The following is a 19,754-nucleotide window of genomic DNA, read 5'->3' as shown; positions in this document are numbered from 1 at the left end:
GGTTTGCCTGACGTTCCGGTCCACGGAGCTGTTAAGTTCACGATGCTGTTTTCTCTCATCATTACGATTGTGCTTGGGATTTACCCGACGCCTCTGGCGCAGATGGCCATCACTGCCGCTCAGAGTTTGGTGCAGTAAACTCCTATCATCGGGTATAACTAACATTTGGATAATTGTACGGCTAAGACAGGCTTTCAGGTTGCTGAGAGCCTGTCTTTATTAGTTTCCGGCGGATACCGTTCCAAAGGTCATGTTGAAGTGCAACAGGAACACATATCATCAGCCAAAGCTTTTAGAACAATGTCACCTAAAAATAAAAGGAAATCTCCATAAGCTGAAGAATTAAACTATAACCGCTGCGGAGAGGGAGCTGATCAAACATCGGAAATAATAATTGTTTAGGCAAATCCGGCGAGGAACTCGCTTCTCGCTCAGTGCAAGAAGCAGGATTAAAAATCGTCGCCCGGAATTACCGCTGCCCAAAGGGAGAAATGGATATTATTGCCCGGGAGCACGAAACATTGGTGTTCATAGAGGTCAGGACCCGCCGCTCCTCCTTTAGAGGATGGGGGGAAGAAAGCATAAGCTATCATAAAGCACAGCGTCTTAAAGCAATTGCAGCCTACTATGTGCTGCAATGCGGCTACACTACCTGGCCGAACTTAAGATTTGATGTAATTGCCATACGTTGGCTGGAAAATAACCCTGAGATAATTTGGATTAAAGGAGCATTATAATATTCTTCATTATTTTTTCACAAAATAACCATGAATACGTGGTAGACTAATAGCGAATTCCAAGAAATGTCTTGATAAAGGCTGTCAAAGGGGAGTTACAAAGTGGATCCAATTTTAATTGTTGATGATGAAGAAAGAATCAGAAGTTTGGTCAGATTATATCTTGAACGCGAAGGTTATGCTGTCGAAGAGGCGGAAGATGGCAGCGTTGCTTTAGCTAAGTTTAAAGCGGGTCAATTTTCGTTGCTGATCGTAGATCTGATGATGCCTGAGATTGATGGTTGGCGTGTCTGCCGGGAAATTCGAGAAACTTCGGCAATCCCGATTATTATGCTGACGGCACGCGGCGAAGAGTTCGATCGCGTGTTAGGCCTTGAATTAGGTGCGGATGACTATTTAGTAAAACCATTTAGCACAAAGGAATTAGTTGCCCGGGTTAAAGCACTGCTGCGCCGGTCAAGCGGACAACTTCATCCTGTGACCTCAGAATTAACAGCAGGCTTACTCAGCATAGACAAAGAACGGCACAGGGTTACAATCGGTGATGAGGTAATTAACCTGACCCCCCTGGAGTTCGACCTGCTTTATTTTTTAGCGAAAAACCGCGGCAGAGTTTTTTCGCGTGAACAACTGATGGAAACCGTTTGGGGTTATGATTTTTATGGAGATGCGCGGACAGTAGATACCCACGTTAAAAAATTGCGCGAAAAACTGGCTCACCCGAGTATTAAGAAAATGTTGGTAACGGTATGGGGTGTGGGGTACAAATTTGACCCGGATATGGTGACTTGATGAACAAACGGAAACGACGCTCGTGGACTATTTCCATAAAACTGTGGCTGGCAATGACTCTTCTGATACTTGGGGTCTTGGGAGGACTAGGACTTACTATCACCTGGCTTTTCGGGGATTTTTATTTACATCAGAAGCTGGACTCACTGCGCACTGAAGCTACGGAAATCTCAGCTCAATTAGCCACAGTCCCAAGCTGGAGTGAACGGCTCAGCCTGCTGGAAACTTTTAAGTTAACCTCCGGTACCCAGCTGGTTTTGTTAGATCCTCAGGGGAACATTTTAGTTATTGCGGGCTCAACCTCGGCAAAGGCCCAAGGTGTCGGCATAGGCGGGCAGTTTGGAGGAATCGGTGGCTTGCTTGGAGGGTGGTCCCGCACACCGCTCCCTTCGGATTTTTTTACGGATGATAACTTAGCCGACGTCCTGGCAGGCAATACTATTTCGAATAAAGCGCTGCCAGTCAATGGAGGGGAACAAACCATGCTTCTGGCGGCGACTCCCGTGGGATCAAAACCTGTCCAAGCCGTCGTTTTATTAGGGAGTTCTCCAATACCGATTCAAGAGAGTATCGCCACGTTTCGGCGTTTGATTTTTTATGCCTCTTTAGTCGCTGTCTTTTTAGCTACGGTGGTCAGCCTCATTTTTGCCCGGCAGGTTACCAGACCTCTTGCCTTGATGCAAAAAGGTGCCTCAAGAATGGCTAAAGGCGATTTTCTGCCGATTCAGGGGGTCTCCAGCCAGGATGAGATTGGAGAATTAGCTGAGGTTCTCAATTCCATGGGCGAAAGCTTAAAAAACCATATGGAATGGCTTTCCCAGGAAAAGAATTTGCTGCAAGGGATTGTGGAAAGCATCAGCGACGCAGTGGTCATGCTCGGTTCGGATGGCAATATACTTTATGCCAATGATACGGCTAAAGCATTGTGGCAGGAGCATGACGTTGAGCTGTCGGAGCGCAAGAATCAGATCGAAAGCTTTCTGCAAAGTATGAGTCAAAATCCGGACCCCAGTGAAAATTACGCGACGTTCAACCTGGGTATCCAGGTATTGCAGGTCGTGATGGCCCCAATGGCTGAGACGGAGGGTTTCCGCGGATATGTTGCTGTCATGAGGGATATAACGGCTTCTCTACGGGCGGAAAAGGCGCGGCGTGAGTTTTTGGCGAGTGTAACCCATGAGCTGAGAACTCCTCTTCACCTTATCCAGGGATACCTGGAAGCGATTCAGGATGATGTTGTTCCACAGAATCAGCGTGGCGAGTACATCGAACTTGTTTTGGAAGAAGCAAAGCGCTTGGCCCGACTGGTAACAGATCTGCAAGATATTAATTGGCTGGAACGAGGGCAGAGTTTGCAGCCTGTTAATTTAGATTTGAAGAGTTTTTTAAATGAAGTTTACCAGCGTTTCCAGGGCAGGGCACATGATTTAGGCTTGACTTTGGAAATAGCCAAGGGAAATGGAGAAATCATCGCCGACCCGGATCGTCTCTTACAGGTCTTTATTAATCTTCTAGATAATGCCATGCGTCATACGCCAGCCGGCAAAGCAGTGCGGGTCCTTTTTGAAACTGAAGAAAATCAGGTGCGCTTTGCTATTCAAGATGAAGGAGAGGGGATTCCGCGAGAAGCCGTGCCCTATATCTTTGACCGCTTCTTTAGAGTTAATAAAGCACGTTCGCGCAAAGACGGAGGAATGGGTCTCGGTTTGGCGATTGTCCGCCAAATTGTGGAGGCCCATGGAGGAAACATCAAGGTGGAAAGCGATATGGGAAAAGGGACAACTTTCTGGATTACTTTACCCAAAGAGCCTAATAATGTGACTGTAGAAAAATAAACCATATTTTGGACTATTTATGAAGGAATGCCACAAATTTGGGCGAACATTTTCTCTATACCCGGTTTTTAAGAACTGAAACTTCGAGGTTCTGAAAATTATTTAAACCGGACGGCAAGCTGCCTCAATTTATCCGCTGACTAATTCGCTCTAAGACTCCTGCTTTGGCAAGCGGTGAGTTAAAAGCGGCTAAGTCCCTGGATAAGTGCGACTAAGATTCAGATGGAGTTAAAACTCCACCTGAATCAAGTCTTCTTTATTGGGGAGTGTAACAACTGCGCCAACAAATTTTCTTTCTTAGGGGGAAGATGATCGATGTTCGCCTCAGTTTATGGTATGATCGTTCTTGGCTTACAGGCTCACTTAATTTGTGTGGAAGTTGATGTCTCCAACGGTCTGCCGAGCTTCGAGCTCGTAGGTCTCGCTAATATAGCAGTTAAAGAGGCCAGAGATCGAGTCCGTTCAGCGATTCGAAACTCCGGCTATCAGTTTCCTTTGCAGAGAGTGACCGTGAATTTGGCACCCGCAGATTTGCGCAAACAAGGATCAGGTCTTGACCTGGCGATTGCTTTGGGAATTCTTGCGGCCACGGGACAATGCCTTTGTACCGGCCTTGACCGCTACGTGTTCCTGGGTGAATTGTCTTTGGAAGGATCTCTGCGGCCTGTTCCCGGTATCCTGACAATGGCCCTTACTCTTCAGCGGAATAATCAGCAAGCCGACGTACAGGAGAAGAAAGTCAAGGAGCTGTGCCTGATAGCTCCTTGGGAAAATCTTGCCGAAGCCCGTCTTGTAACCGGGATAGAAAGCCACGGCACCTCAACCCTGAGGCAGATGGTTCAAAGATTAGAGGGAAAAAGCAACGTTGAAGATGAAATGCCAGTGCAATTTGCTCAAGCTGAAGAAGTATCCCCTGAACGGCAAGTTGACTGGACAGATATTCGGGGTCAGCAGCAGGCGAAACGAGCGCTGGAAATCGCCGCTGCGGGGGGACATAACGTCATCCTGGTAGGTCCGCCGGGATCAGGTAAGACACTGCTCGCCAAGGCTTACGCAGGGATACTGCCGCAACTGAGCGAGGCCGAGAGTGTTGAGGTTACCCAGCTTTACAGCAGCTGCGGCCTGCTCACCTGCAATGGCCGGCTGGTGCAACACCGCCCTTTTCGCAGTCCGCACCATACGATCACCAAGGTGGGGATGATCGGCGGTGGACGGGATTTGCGCCCGGGGGAATTAAGTTTGGCAAATTGCGGTGTCTTATTTTTGGATGAGCTCCCTGAGTTTTCACGTGAAGTTTTGGAGTGCCTCCGTCAGCCTTTGGAAGACAGGGAATTGACGATAACCCGCCAATCGGGCAGTATTACATACCCTGCCCACGTCAGCGTTATTTCAAGTATGAATCCGTGTCCTTGCGGTTTCTTTGGTGATCAGGGCAGAGTCTGCCGCTGTACACCTACGCAGATTCAAAATTATCGCGGCAGAATTTCCGGACCCTTATTGGATCGTTTTGACTTGCACGTTGAAGTGCCAAGGCTGAATTATTCGGAGTTAAAGAACAATAGTCAGAAAGACGAACCTTCCAGTATCGTGGAGAAGAGAGTAATGACCGCTCGCCAAAGGCAATGGGCACGTCTGGGACTGACAAAAACCAATGCCGAGATGACGGCAAAAGAAACCCAAACATTTTGCAGGCTAACCCAGAGTGGAGAGGCCCTTTTGCGGCGGATTTTTGACAGTCAGCACTTAAGTGTCCGTGCTCATGACCGAATCCTAAGAGTAGCTCGTACGGTGGCTGATCTTGGAGGGTCCGACGATGTTCTGCCTGAGCATTTAGCAGAGGCGATACAGTATCGCACCCTGGATAAACGGTTGCAGATGTAGTTTCGGAGCTAATCGGGACATATCAAGCTATTCGAATAGGGACAATACCTGAACGCTTTGGCAAAATAAAAATGCCACCAATCCCGCAATGATTGGTGGCATTTTTATTTTTTCCACAGTCTACTCGACAAGGAGGTGTTTCATAAAAACCGGAGGGCTAAATTTATTAAGAGATATTAAATACTGGGTTAATCCAAAGAATTTAGAATTGCTGCTTCTTCAGCCTGTGTAATTGTACCGGAAGATACTAGGCTGTCAAGTACGGTTTCCAAATTGTTGTTATCCTCTTCTGAAGGTAGAGCCGGCGCAAGAGCATTTTGAATGGCAACTTCTTGTTCTTGAGTGAGAGCCTCTGAGGCTACCAGGCTATCCAGAACGGTTGTTAAGCCACTGTTGTCCGACGGGGGCTGCATAGCTGCGGAGAGAGCGCTTTGAATAGCATCTTCCTGATCCTGAGTAAGCGTGTCTGAAGTTACTAAGCTATCCAACGGATTTGTCGGTCCAAGGTTTTCACCCTCAGGGGGAGTACTTGGCTGGAGGGCATTCAGAACGGCTTCTTCTTGGGCTTGAGTAAGGGTACCGTCAGAAACCAGGCTATTAAGGAGGGAAGTAAAGCCAAAAGGAGCTTGTTCATCCTGGGTTAGCGAATTGTCAGAAGTATTTGCTAACCCAGTGTCTTGAGCATCCGGTGGGGTAGGGGGTTTAAGAGCATTCAGAACGGCCTCTTCTTGGCTTTGAGTGAGGGTGCCTGAAGAAACTAAATTGTCAAGGACTGAAGTGAGACCGGAATTGCCTCGGTGATCTTGAGTAGGTTTTGCGTCATTAAGGGCGCTTTGAATAGCATCTGCTTGATCCTGTGTAATAGTTCCTGAAGTTACCAAACTATCCAGGCCGCTTATAAATCTACTGGAATCCTTTTGACCAACGGTTTGGTGAACTTGGGAATGTTTCGAGTGATCATCACTGGGAGCCATGGCAAAGGCAGTTGACGCAGTTAGAAGAGTGATAAGTGATACTGCGCCAAATACCATAAGAGGTTTCGTCTTTTTCATAGGGAGCCTCCTTTTTAAATTCTAATCTTTCTCTGCGTAAAAAATTAAGCAAATTAAAAAGTTATTTGAGAACGGAGAGCCGTCTTTTTTATGTATTAGCTGAGTTGTGGGCTCATGAACTCCTTTGGATATTAAACCTACATAGTTTTCGTCTCCTTTCCTAAATTGTTCTGAATACAATTTAATTTTAGAGCCTCCAACTTAAATAGAACTGAACATTAGCTTAAAATCCTCTAAGTGTTAACTGAAAATTCCCTGAAAATGGAGTCAAGAGATATTACGTTTAAAACAATCAGAGCAAACCTATGCTCATAATTTTATGAAAAGTGAAATAGTATATTGCTAATGTAATGTGGCATAGGTATAATTACAGTGTAATTTGGACTTTTTATTCCAAAATTCGGAAAACCTAATAATTAACCTCCGAGCCAGAATGACCTAAAGAGTTAATCCATGGTCGCTGGACAGGACCTCAGGTCCTCAGGGTATTCACGGAAACGAGGATGCCTTCACGTTTTGAAAAGGAGTAGCGCAAACCAGACTGGAACACCGGTCTATTAGAGCTCCCTTTTTTTAGGAAGCTTATTTTTGTTGCTTAGGAAGGTATAAACCTGCGTTGTATACTTTCTAAGCATAAAAACAACTAAGCAGCCGCCTTCACCATTTAAGTTTTCTTTATCTGTCATTTAGGAAGCATTTAAAGAAAGGGGGCATGTTGTTTACAGCAATCAAGGGAGAAATTTCTCGTCTGTATTTTAAAAAGCAGCAATGCTGGCAATAATTGTGGCTTTTTCCCCCAACCATGGTTTGCCGGCTATGCTTATAGGTCTTAACTCCGAGCCGTATTGACCTAAAGAGAAATCTATGGTTACCGGCCAGGGCTTTGAAGCTCTCAGGGTATACCCGGAAACGGATATGCCTTCACTATTGAAAAGGAGGTGGCTGGCCTGCCGGGCCTTTGTTTGGCATGCTCCACTTTCTATAAGTGGAGCTATTTTTGTGTAATTAACATTGAGTCTGGAGGATTTGCAAAAGTGAAGACTAGCTACGAGAGCGGAGAAGCGTCCCTTAAATCAGAGAGCGAAAAAAGTTTATCTAAGGTATATATCCTTATAATATTGCTGCCGATTTTAGCGTTTATTTTTTCTTTTCCTTTGGGCCGTTATCCTATCTCGATACCTGATTTGCTTTCGGCTTTGGCGGGAAGGGTTTTTCCTTTTGTTCATGGTCCTGAGGGTGTTGTCAATACGGTAATTTTTCAAGTAAGGCTGCCTAGAATTGTAGCGGCTATGTTAGTGGGGGCGGCTTTATCCATTGCCGGAGCCGCCTATCAAGGAATGTTTAAAAACCCGTTAGTGTCACCGGATATTTTAGGGGCATCTTCAGGAGCGGGACTCGGGGCGGCCTTGGCTATCTTTTTCTCATTGGGCAACGCGGGGATTCAGATATCCGCCTTTGCCCTCAGTCTTTTGACGGTTATGACCGTGTATCTGCTCAGCAACAAGATCAAGCGTGATCCAACCTTAGCCTTAGTTCTGACAGGAATTTTGGTAGGTACCCTGTGTTCCTCCTTCACCTCTCTCCTTAAATATGTGGCTGATCCCTATGACAAGCTGCCGGCTATAACCTTTTGGCTGATGGGCAGTTTGGCAACGGTTTCTCCGAAAAACGTAATTTCTTCATTCATTATTATGTTAGCGGGGGGAATACCGCTTTATTTGCTGAGATGGCGCCTTAATGTTTTGTCTCTGGGAGAAGAGGAGGCCAAAACGCTAGGTTTGGAAACAGGAAAACTAAGGCTGGCGGTAATTATCTGTTCTTCGCTGCTGACCGCCGGAGCGGTGGCAATTAGTGGACTGATTGGCTGGGTGGGTCTGATAGTGCCCCATTTAGCCCGTATGATCGTAGGTCCCAATTACAAAGTGCTTTTACCTGTTTCCATCGCAATAGGGAGTGTTTATATGCTGATGGTCGACGATATGGCCAGATGCCTGACCTCGGCTGAGATTCCCTTAGGAATTCTGACGTCGATTATTGGGGCCCCGTTCTTTTTCCTTATCCTTTTGCGCGGAAGGAAGGGTTGGTAATGAGCCTTGAACTAAAAGCTCTCAAATGCGGTTATGGCCAAAAGGCTGTCTTAAGTGATATCTCTTTTAGTCTTGAAGCAGGAGAGGTTCTTTGCGTCTTGGGGCCTAATGGGACGGGGAAAACGACACTTTTCAAGACAATTCTTGGCCTGCTTAAGCCCCTTGAAGGGAAAATATTGGTGGATGGCCAAAACTCGGCAAATTGGTCGCGCTCTAAAATGGCCCAAATGATTGGCTACATACCTCAGGCTCAGAACACTTCGTTTCCCTTTGGAGTTATGGATATGATTCTCATGGGACGCACAGCTCACTTGGGGAATTTTGCCTCTCCCACGAAGCAGGATAGGAGAATTGCCAAACAAGCTATTGATACCCTGGGCATTTCCTATCTGGAGAGTCGTATTTTTACGGAATTAAGCGGAGGAGAAAAGCAACTTGTCCTGATCGCCCGCGCTTTGGCCCAAGAACCGAAGATTTTAGTTATGGACGAACCTACTTCAGCTTTGGATTTTGGCAACCAGTTGAAGGTTTTGACTCAGGTCAGGCAGTTGGCAAGTGATGGTTTAACGATCATCATGGCTTCCCACGTTCCTGATCACGCTTTCTTTTATGCCACAAAGGTCATGCTTTTAAGTCAAGGCGGCCTGTTCGGATTGGGCAGAGCGCAAGACGTCATTACCGAAAAAGGACTGAGAGAACTTTACGGTGTTAATGTCAAAATCATTCAGACCGGAATCAAATCGGATTTCCAGGAAGACAGTGAGGTGAGAATGTGCGTTCCTCTGCAAAGCTCGAAAACCGGGGTTTGAAGTGAGGCTAAGGAGGCCCTAAGTGGCTAGCTAAAATAAACTTCGAACAATTAAGGAAGGGTGGTAACGATGGAAATTAAAAAGTTGGCGGACACACAAGTTCCCGAGAAACTTGAGGTCATCGAAAATTTAACGAAGGCTTACAAGTCGTTCCAGGTCTTAAGAACGGCCATTGATTCGGGTCTGTTTGACTGGCTCGAGAAAACAGGGGGAAGTACCAGGGAAGAACTATCCGCAGGGGTCAAACTGCATGGCCTTTTCATGAAGGGTTATTTGGAATCCCTTGTTGAATTGGGTTTTCTGGTGCAATCAGGCAATCAATACACAAATTCTGCTCTGGCAAGCTGCTTGTTAACCAGCGATAAAGAGACTTACCAGGGAGAATGGCTGAGCTTGACAGCTAAATCTGACTGGAGCGACCTGCTTTCCCTTTTTCGTTCTCAAAATCCAGTGTCGGCATTGTATCATGACAGTGATTTTCCCGAATACATTCAAGCTTTGGCCAAGCGTCCCTTGACCGGCGAGCTTCAGGCGGTGACACGTCATGTGGCAGGCTGGCCGGGATTCCGGCAAAGCCGTAAAATTCTGGATATCGGCGGTTCTTTTGGACTGTTTACCCTTGCCTTGTGCCAGGAGAACCACGGTTTGGAAGGTTTAATTCTTGAAGAACCGCTTCGGGTCGCTCACACTTTTAAGCTGATTGAGGATCAAGGTTTAGCTGACAGAGTAAAGGTTCAAGCGTGCAATAATCTCCTGGAAATTGAGCTGGAGCCTGATTTCGACGTGATTCTCATGGTACACCAGCTTTACGCTTATCGCCAGCAGCTTTCTCCCCTGTTTTCCAAAATGTCAAACCTCCTAAACCCCGGTGGATTGTTGGTTTCCAATCATTGGTTCTGTGGACCGGGCTGCGAAGTCGAGTCCGGTGGGATTAATGAACTGGATAAGGCCATCCATAGCTTTGGGCATCCTATTTGCCACGTCGAACACTTCGGACGTTTTTTTACCGAATCAGGAGTCAAACTGTTGAGCAAAGCGGATGTGCCCAGCACCTATGGGGTATCCAAGCTGCACTTGGGGCAAAAAGAAGGCAGGATACAAATAAACCTGTAATGGAATGAATGGAGGAAAATTTGTGATGAAGACGGCGAAATCTTACCTCGCATTGCTGGCAGTTCTCTTGGTTCTGCTGGTCCAAAGCGGCTGCGCTGCGCAGACAACCAATAGTCCACCTCCAGCAACGAGAACGGTTGTCGATATGGCCGGTAAAACCGTCAAAATTCCGGCGGAAGTCAATAGAATCGTGGTGACCTGCTACGGAGGCGCCAGCAATGAAATTGCCGTTTTGAACGCGGGCGACAAGATCATCGCCCAGCCTACAATGAAGAGCTTCAAGCAGTTGGAAATTATGGAACCGAAATTTAAAGAGACTCCGGACGTCGGTTCTTTCGACAATGTGAATGTCGAAGAGATTCTCAAACTGAAGCCGGACATTGTCGTGGCAAGTGTTACTTCGCCAACAGGCAACAAAAAATTGGCGGATGCCGGAATTCCTGTGGTAACCGTGCTGACGGGTAAGGCGACGGTGGACGGTTTGAAAAAGGAATTTACCATGATGGGTGAGGTATTGCACAAGGAAAAAGAGGCGGCAGCCCTTGTGCAACTTTGGAATGGCAAGCTGCAAATGCTGCAAGAGCGGGTTGCCAAAATCCCCTCAGACCAGGTAAAGACAGTATACTACATGCTGGGCAAACCGTTGCACACTGAAGGAAGCGCTAATTGGGGCCAGAGCTTAATCACAGCGGTCGGCGGAAAAAATGCCGCTCAGGGGATCGGCAACGTCAAGGATATTTCTGTTGAGCAGCTTTTGCAATGGAACCCGGATGTGATTATTTTGAGCAGCAATGAAGGCCAGTTTATCTCTCCCGACGATTTAAAGAAAAACCCCCAAATGGGGAATTTAAAAGCTCTTAAAAATAGTCAAACATATCAATGCCCGATCGGGGCCTTTTGGTGGGACCGTCCCTCGCCGGAATCAGTTCTGGGCTTCATGTGGCTGGCTAAGACCCTGTATCCGGATACCTTTGCCGATGTCAACTTAGAACAGGAGACAAAGGATTTTTATCAGACCTTTTACCATTATTCCCTCAGCAGTCAAGAACTTCAGGCTTTCTTCAATCCGCAAGCCTCAGCGTGAATCCGTCCGCTTTAAAGCTAAAGATCACGCTTGCAGCCGGATGCTTATCCCAAGGCAACGGGCGGAAGACGCTCATTTAAACCATGAACCGCTGAGAGCGGCAAAAAATTGGAGGGATGAAACATGAAGATCACTGACCTGGAGGCTTCCTCGGGGATAGAGCAGCTTAAGGCTATTATGAACGGCTATCAGGCCTATCAGGTTCTGAGCACAGCCCTGGAGTTAAAAATGTTTGACTGGTTGGAGAACAAAGGATCTGCCAGGCAGGAGGAAATCACGGCTGGGTTGGGAATCAACGGGATGTTTGGCCGCAGCTTTCTTCAAGCCTTAGTGGATATGAAGCTGCTGCTCAAGACCGGGGATGTTTATGCCAATTCCCCGATGGCCTCAAGTATTCTGATCTCCTCCGGTTTAGGCTATCAGGGAGATTGGTTCAGGAACACCGGGAGCAAAGTTTCCAAATGGTCGGATTTGACAGACACTCTCACAGCTCAAGAGCCCTCGATGATGGGGTTTGCCGACGGGCCCAGCCGGGAATTTCTCCGCGCCATCGCCCAGCGCGCCCTGCATGGAGAGCTGCAAGCGGCAACGAAAGCCATCAGGGCTTGGGAGGGGTTTTCCCGGGCCGGCTCCTTAATCGATATCGGTGGCGGCCATGGACTCTATGCCATTGCTCTCTGCCAAACCCATCCCGGTTTGCAAGCAGTGGTGTTTGATAAACCGCATGTCATTGGCCTGGCGGATGAGTTTATTGCACACTATGCTCTGACGGAGAGAATTTCCACCCAAGGCGGAGACGCTATGAGCGATCCTCTGGGTTCAGGGTTTGATATCGCCATCATCGCGCACCTCCTGTATAAATTCCGCAAACAATTGCCGGAGTTTTTCCGGAAGCTGAACGCTAGCGTGAAATCCGGCGGGATAGTCGTGTCCAATCATTGGTTCTGCGATCCGGGCTGCGACAGGGGAGAAGAGGGTGCAGGGGTACGGGATTTGGAGCGGGCGGTGCAAAGTTTTGGGCATCCGCTCTGCCACGGTGAAGAGTTTGACGCTCTCTTTAAACAGAATGGCTTTAGGATTATCCACAAAGCGGAAATCCCCAGCGCTTATGGAACCTCCCGCCTGCATATTGCGCTCAAAAAATAAGGTTCGGGGGATGGCCGCAATCCGCTAAAACCTTTATGAAGCCGGTGCGTTAGGGCTTTAGGCAGCAAGGAGCAGGAAGAGGTTCGCAACGTTCACCAGGAGTATGAGGAAAAAGGAGGGAAAACACGGTCTTGAGGTTTAACAGCAATGATCACTTTGCGGTAAAAATAGTGGCCTTGGTCTGCTTGACAATAGTATTGTTTTTGACGTCGTTTCTGGTTGGACGGTTTGCCATATCCCCTCTCACAGTTTTAAAGATCATTATTTCCAAATTTGTTGCCTTGCCGCAGGATTGGGATACGACCCTCAACCTGGTTGTTTTGCAAGTACGGCTTCCCCGGATTGCCCTGGGGATTTTAGTCGGGGGAGCACTCTCGGTTTCCGGGGCCTCCTACCAGACGCTGTTTAAAAATCCGCTGGTTTCCCCCGATATTTTAGGGGTTTCGGCAGGGGCGGCCTTTGGAGCAGCCCTGGCCATGATCAACAATGCCTCCTGGTGGCAAATTCAACTGCTGGCGTTTCTCTTTGGAATCGCGGCCGTGGCAGCCGCTTATCTGATTGCCTATGTGTTTGGCGGAAATACGATGACCGTGCTCATTTTAGCGGGGATTGTTGTTTCGAGTCTGTTTCAGGCGCTGCTCTCTATTCTGAAAACCCTGGCCGATACCAATAACGCTTTGCCGACCATTACCTATTGGCTGATGGGCAGCTTGGGCAAGGGCAAAAACGAGGATGTGCTCATCATGCTGCCGACTTTGGCCCTATCTCTTGGCCTGATCTATATTTTTCGCAGTCAGATTAACGTCCTGGCGGTAGGAGAAGACGAAGCGCGCACTATGGGAGTCAATGTTCCTTTGGTCAAACTGATTGTCGTCGTCAGCTCGACGCTGATGACGGTGGCGGCAGTCAGCATCTGCGGGATTGTTGGCTGGGTTGGCATGGTAGTGCCGCATATTGCCCGCATGCTCACCGGTGCGAGCTTTTCCAAGCTGGCGGTCACTTCCTTTTTTATCGGCGGAACATTTTTGCTCCTTATCGACAATGTGATTCGGGGGATCGAGGGAGTAGAATTGCCGCTTGGTGTGCTGACCGCTCTGGTAGGGACTCCCGTCTTTGTGTTATTGCTGTCCAGGGTTAAGAAGGGGTGGTCGTAGTGTTAAGTGTTAAAGGGCTGAGCTATTGTTACCGCCCGGAGAGAATGATTTTGCAAGACATTTCCTTCTCCCTGGCCAGCCAGGATATTTTATGCCTCTTGGGTCCCAACGGAACGGGTAAGACAACCTTGCTCCGCTGCTTGCTGGGACTTAACAAAATGAAGAGCGGCAGCATCGAAATCAATGGGTGTGACATAACTAAGCTGTCTGCCTCCAAAAGAGCAAAAATGATGTCCTATGTCCCTCAGGCTACCACGATGGCTTTTCCTTATGAAGCCAGAGAGGTTGTGCTCATGGGGCGTGTGACTCACCTGGCGACGGGAGGCCGCCCGACCAACAGAGACCGGGATCTGGCCGACCAAGCGATGGAGCGGTTGGGAATCCTGCCGATGAGCCGGGCTCTGTTTAATGAAATGAGCGGCGGCGAAAAGCAGATGGTCCTGGTGGCCAGGGCCTTGGCCCAGCAGGCCGGAATTATGATCATGGATGAGCCGACCGCCAGCCTTGATTACAGCAACCAGGTGAAAATGCTGCGGGTCATTAAAAGCCTGGCCGCAGAGGGCTATTCGATTTTAATGACTTCGCATTTTCCCGACCATGCCTTTTTGGCCTGCAATAAAGCAGTGCTCATGCGTGACGGGTTATTTATGGCCCAGGGGACGCCTGATGATGTTGTTACTACGGGGAACCTGTCCAAGCTTTATGCCACGCCGGTTTGTGTGACAACAGCCACGCTGCCTCCCCGGAATGAGGTAACTAAAGTGTGCATTCCAATCATGAATTAAAGAAAGACTAAAGAAAGATTATAAGAAGAGAAGAGGAGAAAAGAAACATGAAATCGAGTAAAAAGATTCTCGCACTGCTGCTCACTTTGTTTTTTGTGTTAGCCAGTTTGACGGGATGCGGGCAGAACACGCCGAGCGGGGCGAAGGCCCCGGAGCAGACAACAGCCAGCCAAAGCGAACGCACCGTCGTTGACATGGCGGGCAGGTCCGTTAAGCTCCCTGCCGAGATTAAAACGATTGCCACCTTTGGTTCCATCGGGGTGCTTAACGCTTTTGTGGAAACCTTGGGCGAGGGCGGCAAAATTTGCAATGAGATGTCGGCGTCCTTTACTAAAACCGACCGCTGGAAATATCAATATGTATTCGCTCCGCAACTGAAAACCAGCCCTGTATTTCAGGATGCCAGCGGCGCGATTCTGATGGAAAAGGTTTTGCAAACCAAGCCTGACCTGTGTCTGGCTATGACCAAGGCGGAGACGGATCAGCTTGCAGCCCAGGGACAAAACGTCCTTTACCTGTCCTGGGATAAAACTGAGGATGTAAAAAAATGCATCACCCTGCTGGGCGAAGCGCTTAATAAACAGGCTGTTGCCGCGGACTATCTGGCTTATTTTGACAAGACGGTGGCCAAGGCTCAGGATCTGACTAAAAACCTCAAGGAAGCAGATAAGAAAAAAGTTGTCTATGGCAGCATAACCACCTACACCCAACCCCATCTCATTGCCGAGTGGTGGATTCCCGCGGCCGGTGGGATCAGTGTGACCAATAACGGCAGAACAGCCCAATCGCTGACTTATACCTTGGAAGATCTGCTGAAATGGAATCCGGACGTGATGATCCTTTCCGATCCGGCCATTAAAAAAGATGTCCTGGCCGATGCCAGACTGGCCAATATTCCCGCGGTTAAGAATAAGCAGATATTTTCCATCCCCTGTGTAGCCCATGTTTGGGGCAACCGTACGACTGAGCAGCCCCTGACAATTTTGTGGACACTGAACAAGCTGTACCCGAATATCCTGCCGACGGAAGACTTAGCGAAAGAAATTTCCTACTTCTATAGCCACTTTTTCCAAACCAATCTGACCGATGCGCAAATCAAGGAGATTATCGGCTCTTAAGCAGCGAGGATTGTCCAAGGCCAGAGACCTTCAAGGAGCGGGGGCACAGGCCCCCGGAAGGTCGGCCGGATTGCCGGCAGCCCTGGGGAAGTGCAAGGACTCTGAACATTGGAAAACATAGGGGGAAGATGTGTGATGTTTACTGATCTGGTGCAACAAAGCCTTAGCGGGGAAATTACGCCTGAGCTGGCTCTGGAGATTCTCCAAGCCTCAGTATTGCCGGAGAGGGCCCTCAAACTATTTGAAGCTGCTTCAAGAATTCGGGATGAACAGTTGGGTCAGGAACTATGGTGGTCGGCGGGCATATCCGGAATATTTCCCTGTCGGGTAACTCCGCGCTGCGGATACTGTACTTATCATACGGATAGTTTTTTTTCCACCGAGGATATTATACGGGGAATTAAAGAAATTGAGGGATTAGGGCTGCAGCAACTTCATTTGAGTGGAGGGACCAATCTCCAGGGGTACGATCAGGAAATACTGGACTTAGTTCGCAAGATTCGCGCTGTCTCCGCTATAGCCCTGGAAGTTAATTTGGGTCCTTCTCTGACCAGGGAGACCGTGAGACAGCTTAAGGGCCTGGGGGTTAACAGTATCACAAGTTCTTTGGAAGTCAGCAATCAGGAGTTGTTTGCCCGGCGGAAGCCCGGAGATAGCTTGGAGGGGCGCAAAAACCTGCTGGAGTTTTGCGAAAGTGAAGGTATGCCGACACGGGGCATGATGCTGGTTGGACTGGGAGAAAGCGACGAGGACAGAATAAACCAGCTCTTCTATCTGAAGAAATTTAAGCGGCTCTACCACTTGCGCTTCTCCCGGTTCTATCCTTTTCCCGGAACAGAATGCCGGGATCTCCCGCGTTGTTCCCCCTGGGAGTTGGCCAGGACGGTTGCCGTTGCCCGGCTGATTCTGCCTGAGGTGCAGCTGGGTTTGGCCGCCGGTAATGAGAGTGACGATATTCCCCTTTGGTACCTGGCAGGCGGAGGAAACCAGCTTTTAGGGGTTACGGCCTCCCGCAAGATTCCGCGCACGCAGCCGGGTCAACAGGTTAAGCAGATTTCCGAGCAGTTATTCATTGTGGATAAACGTCCGTTACTCGAACATTATGTCCAGGGAATGGGGCGCAAGGTGGTGCTGGAGTGCCCCAATTACTGAGGGTTGATTTGCCTGAAACCGAAAGAGAGAATGAGGAGTGAAACGTGATGGCTTGCCGCAAAAGGCTATTGAGTTCTCAGAAGATCATAGGGCCGATCGTCATCGTGATGGTCGTTGCAGCCTTGCTTGCCGGGTGCGCGCAAAGCGCTCAGAGCAGCGCCAAACCCCAGGCCGAACCAACTAAGGTCACGGATCTGGCGGGAAGAACCGTGACCTTACCGGCTGATATTACCCGGGTAGCCGCTTTGGTTGGACCCGGCTATGAGAAAATGCTGATGCTGGGTCAAGTTGATAAGCTGGTCCTGACCATGCCGATTTCCTCGAAATGGGCTCCGGTAATTGCCCCTGCCCTCAAAAGTGTACCGACTACAGCCTCGTTCCAAGATCCCAATATTGAGGATCTGCTTAATAAAAAGATTCAGGCGGTCTTCTTCTGGGATTATAAACAACCGCTTGATAAAATGACGGCGGCCGGGATTCCGGTTATCGCTACTCAAGTAACCTCGGGCAACCCGACCAGTGCCAAGGAATTTGTGGAATTCCAGAAGCGGGAGGTACAGTTATTTGGCAATGTTTTAGGACCTGAGGCCAAGAAGAAGGCCGACCAATGGTGTGCCTTCCTTGATGAGAAGGTCAATTATGTGACTTCGCGCACAGGAAAGCTTAAAGCCGGCGAGAGACCCTCAGTGTACTATGTCAGGGGTCCCGAGGCTCTGACCGTTCACGGCAGGAATTCCTACACCGAATGGTATATCGAGATGGCGGGCGGGGACCTGGTCACTAAAAACACCCCTAAGGAAATCATGGATACGGTCACCATGGAGCAGGTTTTAGCCTGGAACCCGGAGGTGATCTTCATGGGCCGGGTGAACAATACGGACCTGATCATGAAGGACCCCAAGTGGAGCAAGATAAAGGCCGTTCAGGACAAAAAGGTCTTTGTCAATCCCAATGGCGTCATGTCTTGGGATTACAGCAGCGAAGGTCCGTTACTCATGGAGTTTATCGCCAAGACCCTGCATCCGGAATTGTTTGAGGATTTAAACATGGTTCAGGAGCTTAAAGATTACTATGCCAAGTTTTATAATTACACCTTAACCGACGATCAAGCGAACAGAATTTTGAAGTTCTTGCCGCCGGCTAATTAGACAGCCGGGCTTCAAGCTTAATTTAAGGTGCCAAAGTGGAGGGAGAGAAGAGTTTTGTGGAAGCTTTATGATGATTTACTGGCTTTGATTCCAGCCGATCTAAGGGTGGAGGAATGCCTGATTGGCCTGTACTGGACGCTGGTCCGCTCCGAGACGATCGGGCTGGCCATGACGCCTTTGGAGGGTTCCCGCACAGTTACCCTGTCGGGAAAAATGGCCGGTATGCCGGTTCGCGAGCTTGCGGAATACGTGAAGTCCTGGAATCTGCATGAGGCGGCCCTGGGTCTGGCAGCCCTCAACTCGGTGCTTAACATCAGGGGCCGTGTAGAAAAATTGAGGTATCGGTTGTGGGATGACTCCCCTAAAATCGGCGCCTTCGATTACTTTCAAGAATCTTTCCGGGGTAAAAAGGTGGCGGCTATCGGTCATCTTCCGGGTGTGGAAAGATTCGCGGATTGCTGTCAGCTCTCTGTTCTGGAGCGCCGGCTTCAACCCGGGGATTATCCTGACCCGGCTTGCGAATACCTTCTGCCGGAGCAGGATTTTGTGTTCATCACGGCAACTTCCCTGGAGAATAAGACGTTGCCGCGCCTGCTGGAACTCTGCCCTCAGGCCTTTACCGTAGTGTGGGGGCCCAGCACTCCTTTGGCGCCGCTGCTTTTCGATTATGGCGTCGATGTTTTGTGGGGGACTATGGTGGTAGAACCCGGTATGGTCAGAAACTTGGTCGGGGAGGGCGGCATGGCCGTCGATTTCAAACCCTATGCCCCGTCGGTCATGATTACCAGGGGGTAGAATGTGGGTGCCTTAAGGGCAGAGAGGAGGAAATCATGGAAACCGGAGAGCTAAAAGAGCGGAGGGAAGGATTTGCTTTATTGGATTTAGGCCCGGGAGCTATCCTGCGGGAAACCCAGGAGCATATTCAGTCTATTTTAGGTGGGGACATCGCCAAAATTACTTTGGAGCGGGTCGTTATCGGCTTGTTCTTTACGGGGGTTAAGCTGAGCAATGGAGTGGGCGGGATTTGCTTCACCCCGATTAAAACGATTCCGGAAGCAGTTTGCTGCCCGAGCTCAGCCAGGGCCATGCCGAACTCCGGACGGTTAAAGGGTGCGCCGGTTCTGGAGCTGCTTAAGGAGATCCCCGGAAGTAATTCTTTGCGCAAGGCTATCGGCATAGCGGTGCTTAACGCCCTGAGCGAAACCTGCTGGCAAAAATCCCCGCCCCAAGATTATAAGGTTCAGAGCAACGTTGATGCTCTGGATGTGGTAGAAATTCCTGAAGAAGCTTATGTTGTCGTGGTCGGGGCCCTCGCGCCTTTTCTCAAGAAACTGAAAAAGCGTGCCAAGCCGTTCACCGTTCTGGAGATGGACCCCTCGACTCTCAAAGCCGACGAGATGCCTTTTTACGCGCACGGCAGCCGGGCCGCCGAGTTCATACCTCAAGCGGATGTTTTAGTGATCACGGGTACAACCTTGATCAACGATACCTTGGACAACCTGCTGCAGTTGGCCAAACCGACAGCTCAGATTGCCGTCGTCGGACCGACGGCGAGCTTAATGCCCGAGGCCTTTTTCCAACGCGGTGTGGATATTTTGGGCGGAATTTCCGTGACCCATCCCGATGATTTGTTGGATCTTTTGGCCGAGGCCGGCTCCGGCTACCATTTCTTTGGCAAATCGGCAGATCGAACGGTCATCAGAAGATCCAAGGATGAGAGCTGAACAATGAGGACCTCCAATAGCGGCTGAACCAAAACCAGGGTCAAAGCGTGATGTGGGAGGGTTCCAGCCTTACCCAGGGAGAGAGAATTGTCAAAGCCGGCGAGAAGCTTCAGCCGACGCGTGCTGTGGAGAATTTT

The 19,754-nt window shown here is 49.1% G+C and carries 17 protein-coding genes and 2 riboswitches; of the genes, 16 read left to right on the top strand and 1 reads right to left on the bottom strand.

The features are described 5' to 3' along the window. Window positions 1-380 precede the first annotated feature (380 nt). The 4 genes from REC12_RS18765 (at window position 381) to REC12_RS18750 (ending at window position 5,245) form a co-directional block, all read left to right on the top strand. Window positions 381-737 (top strand): YraN family protein, encoded by a 357-nt coding sequence (locus REC12_RS18765; protein WP_308897136.1) that lies wholly within the window; start codon window positions 381-383, stop codon window positions 735-737. 102 nt (window positions 738-839) lie between these two features. Next, window positions 840-1,529, top strand: a complete 690-nt coding sequence (locus tag REC12_RS18760) for a response regulator transcription factor (RefSeq protein ID WP_308897126.1) — start codon at window positions 840-842, stop codon at window positions 1,527-1,529. Next, a complete protein-coding gene (locus tag REC12_RS18755) occupies window positions 1,529-3,364 on the top strand; it encodes an ATP-binding protein (RefSeq protein ID WP_308897134.1) in 1,836 nt (611 codons plus the stop codon). Before REC12_RS18760 ends, REC12_RS18755 begins: the two co-directional genes overlap by 1 nt. Window positions 3,365-3,679: 315 nt before the next feature. Continuing rightward, window positions 3,680-5,245 (top strand): YifB family Mg chelatase-like AAA ATPase, encoded by a 1,566-nt coding sequence (locus tag REC12_RS18750; RefSeq protein ID WP_308897124.1) that lies wholly within the window; start codon window positions 3,680-3,682, stop codon window positions 5,243-5,245. A 188-nt stretch (window positions 5,246-5,433) separates the two neighbouring features. On the opposite strand, the gene REC12_RS18745 is transcribed toward REC12_RS18750, so the two are convergent. Further along, window positions 5,434-6,297, bottom strand: coding sequence for a hypothetical protein (locus REC12_RS18745; protein WP_308897122.1), 864 nt, complete (start codon window positions 6,295-6,297; stop codon window positions 5,434-5,436). A 409-nt stretch (window positions 6,298-6,706) separates the two neighbouring features. After that, window positions 6,707-6,840: riboswitch (molybdenum cofactor riboswitch) on the top strand. A 280-nt stretch (window positions 6,841-7,120) separates the two neighbouring features. Further along, window positions 7,121-7,251, top strand: a riboswitch (molybdenum cofactor riboswitch). A gap of 80 nt (window positions 7,252-7,331) precedes the next feature. On the opposite strand from REC12_RS18745, the gene REC12_RS18740 reads away from it, so the two are divergent. The 12 genes from REC12_RS18740 to REC12_RS18685 all read left to right on the top strand — a co-directional run bounded on the left by REC12_RS18740 (window position 7,332) and on the right by REC12_RS18685 (window position 19,617). Next, entirely contained in the window at window positions 7,332-8,384 is a 1,053-nt protein-coding gene (locus REC12_RS18740) for a FecCD family ABC transporter permease (protein WP_308897120.1), read from the top strand. Beyond that, complete coding sequence (locus REC12_RS18735; RefSeq protein WP_308897119.1) at window positions 8,384-9,193, top strand: ABC transporter ATP-binding protein; 810 nt, start codon at window positions 8,384-8,386, stop codon at window positions 9,191-9,193. The genes REC12_RS18740 and REC12_RS18735 overlap by 1 nt, the downstream gene beginning before the upstream one ends. 69 nt (window positions 9,194-9,262) lie before the next feature. Next, complete coding sequence (locus tag REC12_RS18730) at window positions 9,263-10,306, top strand: class I SAM-dependent methyltransferase (RefSeq protein ID WP_308897117.1); 1,044 nt, start codon at window positions 9,263-9,265, stop codon at window positions 10,304-10,306. 25 nt (window positions 10,307-10,331) lie between these two features. Continuing rightward, a complete protein-coding gene (locus tag REC12_RS18725) occupies window positions 10,332-11,390 on the top strand; it encodes an ABC transporter substrate-binding protein (protein WP_308897132.1) in 1,059 nt (352 codons plus the stop codon). Window positions 11,391-11,513: 123 nt separating this feature from the next. Further along, window positions 11,514-12,536 (top strand): methyltransferase, encoded by a 1,023-nt coding sequence (locus REC12_RS18720; RefSeq protein ID WP_308897115.1) that lies wholly within the window; start codon window positions 11,514-11,516, stop codon window positions 12,534-12,536. A gap of 131 nt (window positions 12,537-12,667) precedes the next feature. Continuing rightward, a complete protein-coding gene (locus tag REC12_RS18715; RefSeq protein WP_308897114.1) occupies window positions 12,668-13,690 on the top strand; it encodes a FecCD family ABC transporter permease in 1,023 nt (340 codons plus the stop codon). Continuing rightward, window positions 13,690-14,475 carry an ABC transporter ATP-binding protein gene (locus REC12_RS18710; protein ID WP_308897112.1) on the top strand — a complete coding sequence of 262 codons (786 nt, stop codon included), beginning with the start codon at window positions 13,690-13,692 and terminating at the stop codon, window positions 14,473-14,475. The genes REC12_RS18715 and REC12_RS18710 overlap by 1 nt, the downstream gene beginning before the upstream one ends. A gap of 47 nt (window positions 14,476-14,522) precedes the next feature. Next, complete coding sequence (locus REC12_RS18705; RefSeq protein WP_308897111.1) at window positions 14,523-15,593, top strand: ABC transporter substrate-binding protein; 1,071 nt, start codon at window positions 14,523-14,525, stop codon at window positions 15,591-15,593. Window positions 15,594-15,728: 135 nt separating this feature from the next. Next, window positions 15,729-16,745 (top strand): radical SAM protein, encoded by a 1,017-nt coding sequence (locus tag REC12_RS18700; protein ID WP_308897130.1) that lies wholly within the window; start codon window positions 15,729-15,731, stop codon window positions 16,743-16,745. A gap of 47 nt (window positions 16,746-16,792) precedes the next feature. Further along, window positions 16,793-17,893, top strand: a complete 1,101-nt coding sequence (locus REC12_RS18695) for an ABC transporter substrate-binding protein (protein ID WP_308897109.1) — start codon at window positions 16,793-16,795, stop codon at window positions 17,891-17,893. A 54-nt stretch (window positions 17,894-17,947) separates the two neighbouring features. Further along, the gene (locus tag REC12_RS18690; RefSeq protein ID WP_308897108.1) at window positions 17,948-18,688 is read left to right on the top strand and encodes a Rossmann-like domain-containing protein; all 741 of its coding nucleotides are present in this window, start codon (window positions 17,948-17,950) and stop codon (window positions 18,686-18,688) included. Between the two features lie 35 nt (window positions 18,689-18,723). Continuing rightward, a complete protein-coding gene (locus REC12_RS18685) occupies window positions 18,724-19,617 on the top strand; it encodes a Rossmann-like domain-containing protein (RefSeq protein ID WP_308897106.1) in 894 nt (297 codons plus the stop codon). Window positions 19,618-19,754: the final 137 nt, after the last annotated feature.

Source organism: Candidatus Desulfosporosinus nitrosoreducens (assembly GCF_030954495.1).
Classification (GTDB): Bacteria; Bacillota; Desulfitobacteriia; order Desulfitobacteriales; family Desulfitobacteriaceae; genus Desulfosporosinus; species Desulfosporosinus nitrosoreducens.
The sequence above is the reverse complement of the archived record's forward strand: the minus strand, read 5'-3'. Positions and strand labels throughout refer to the sequence as shown.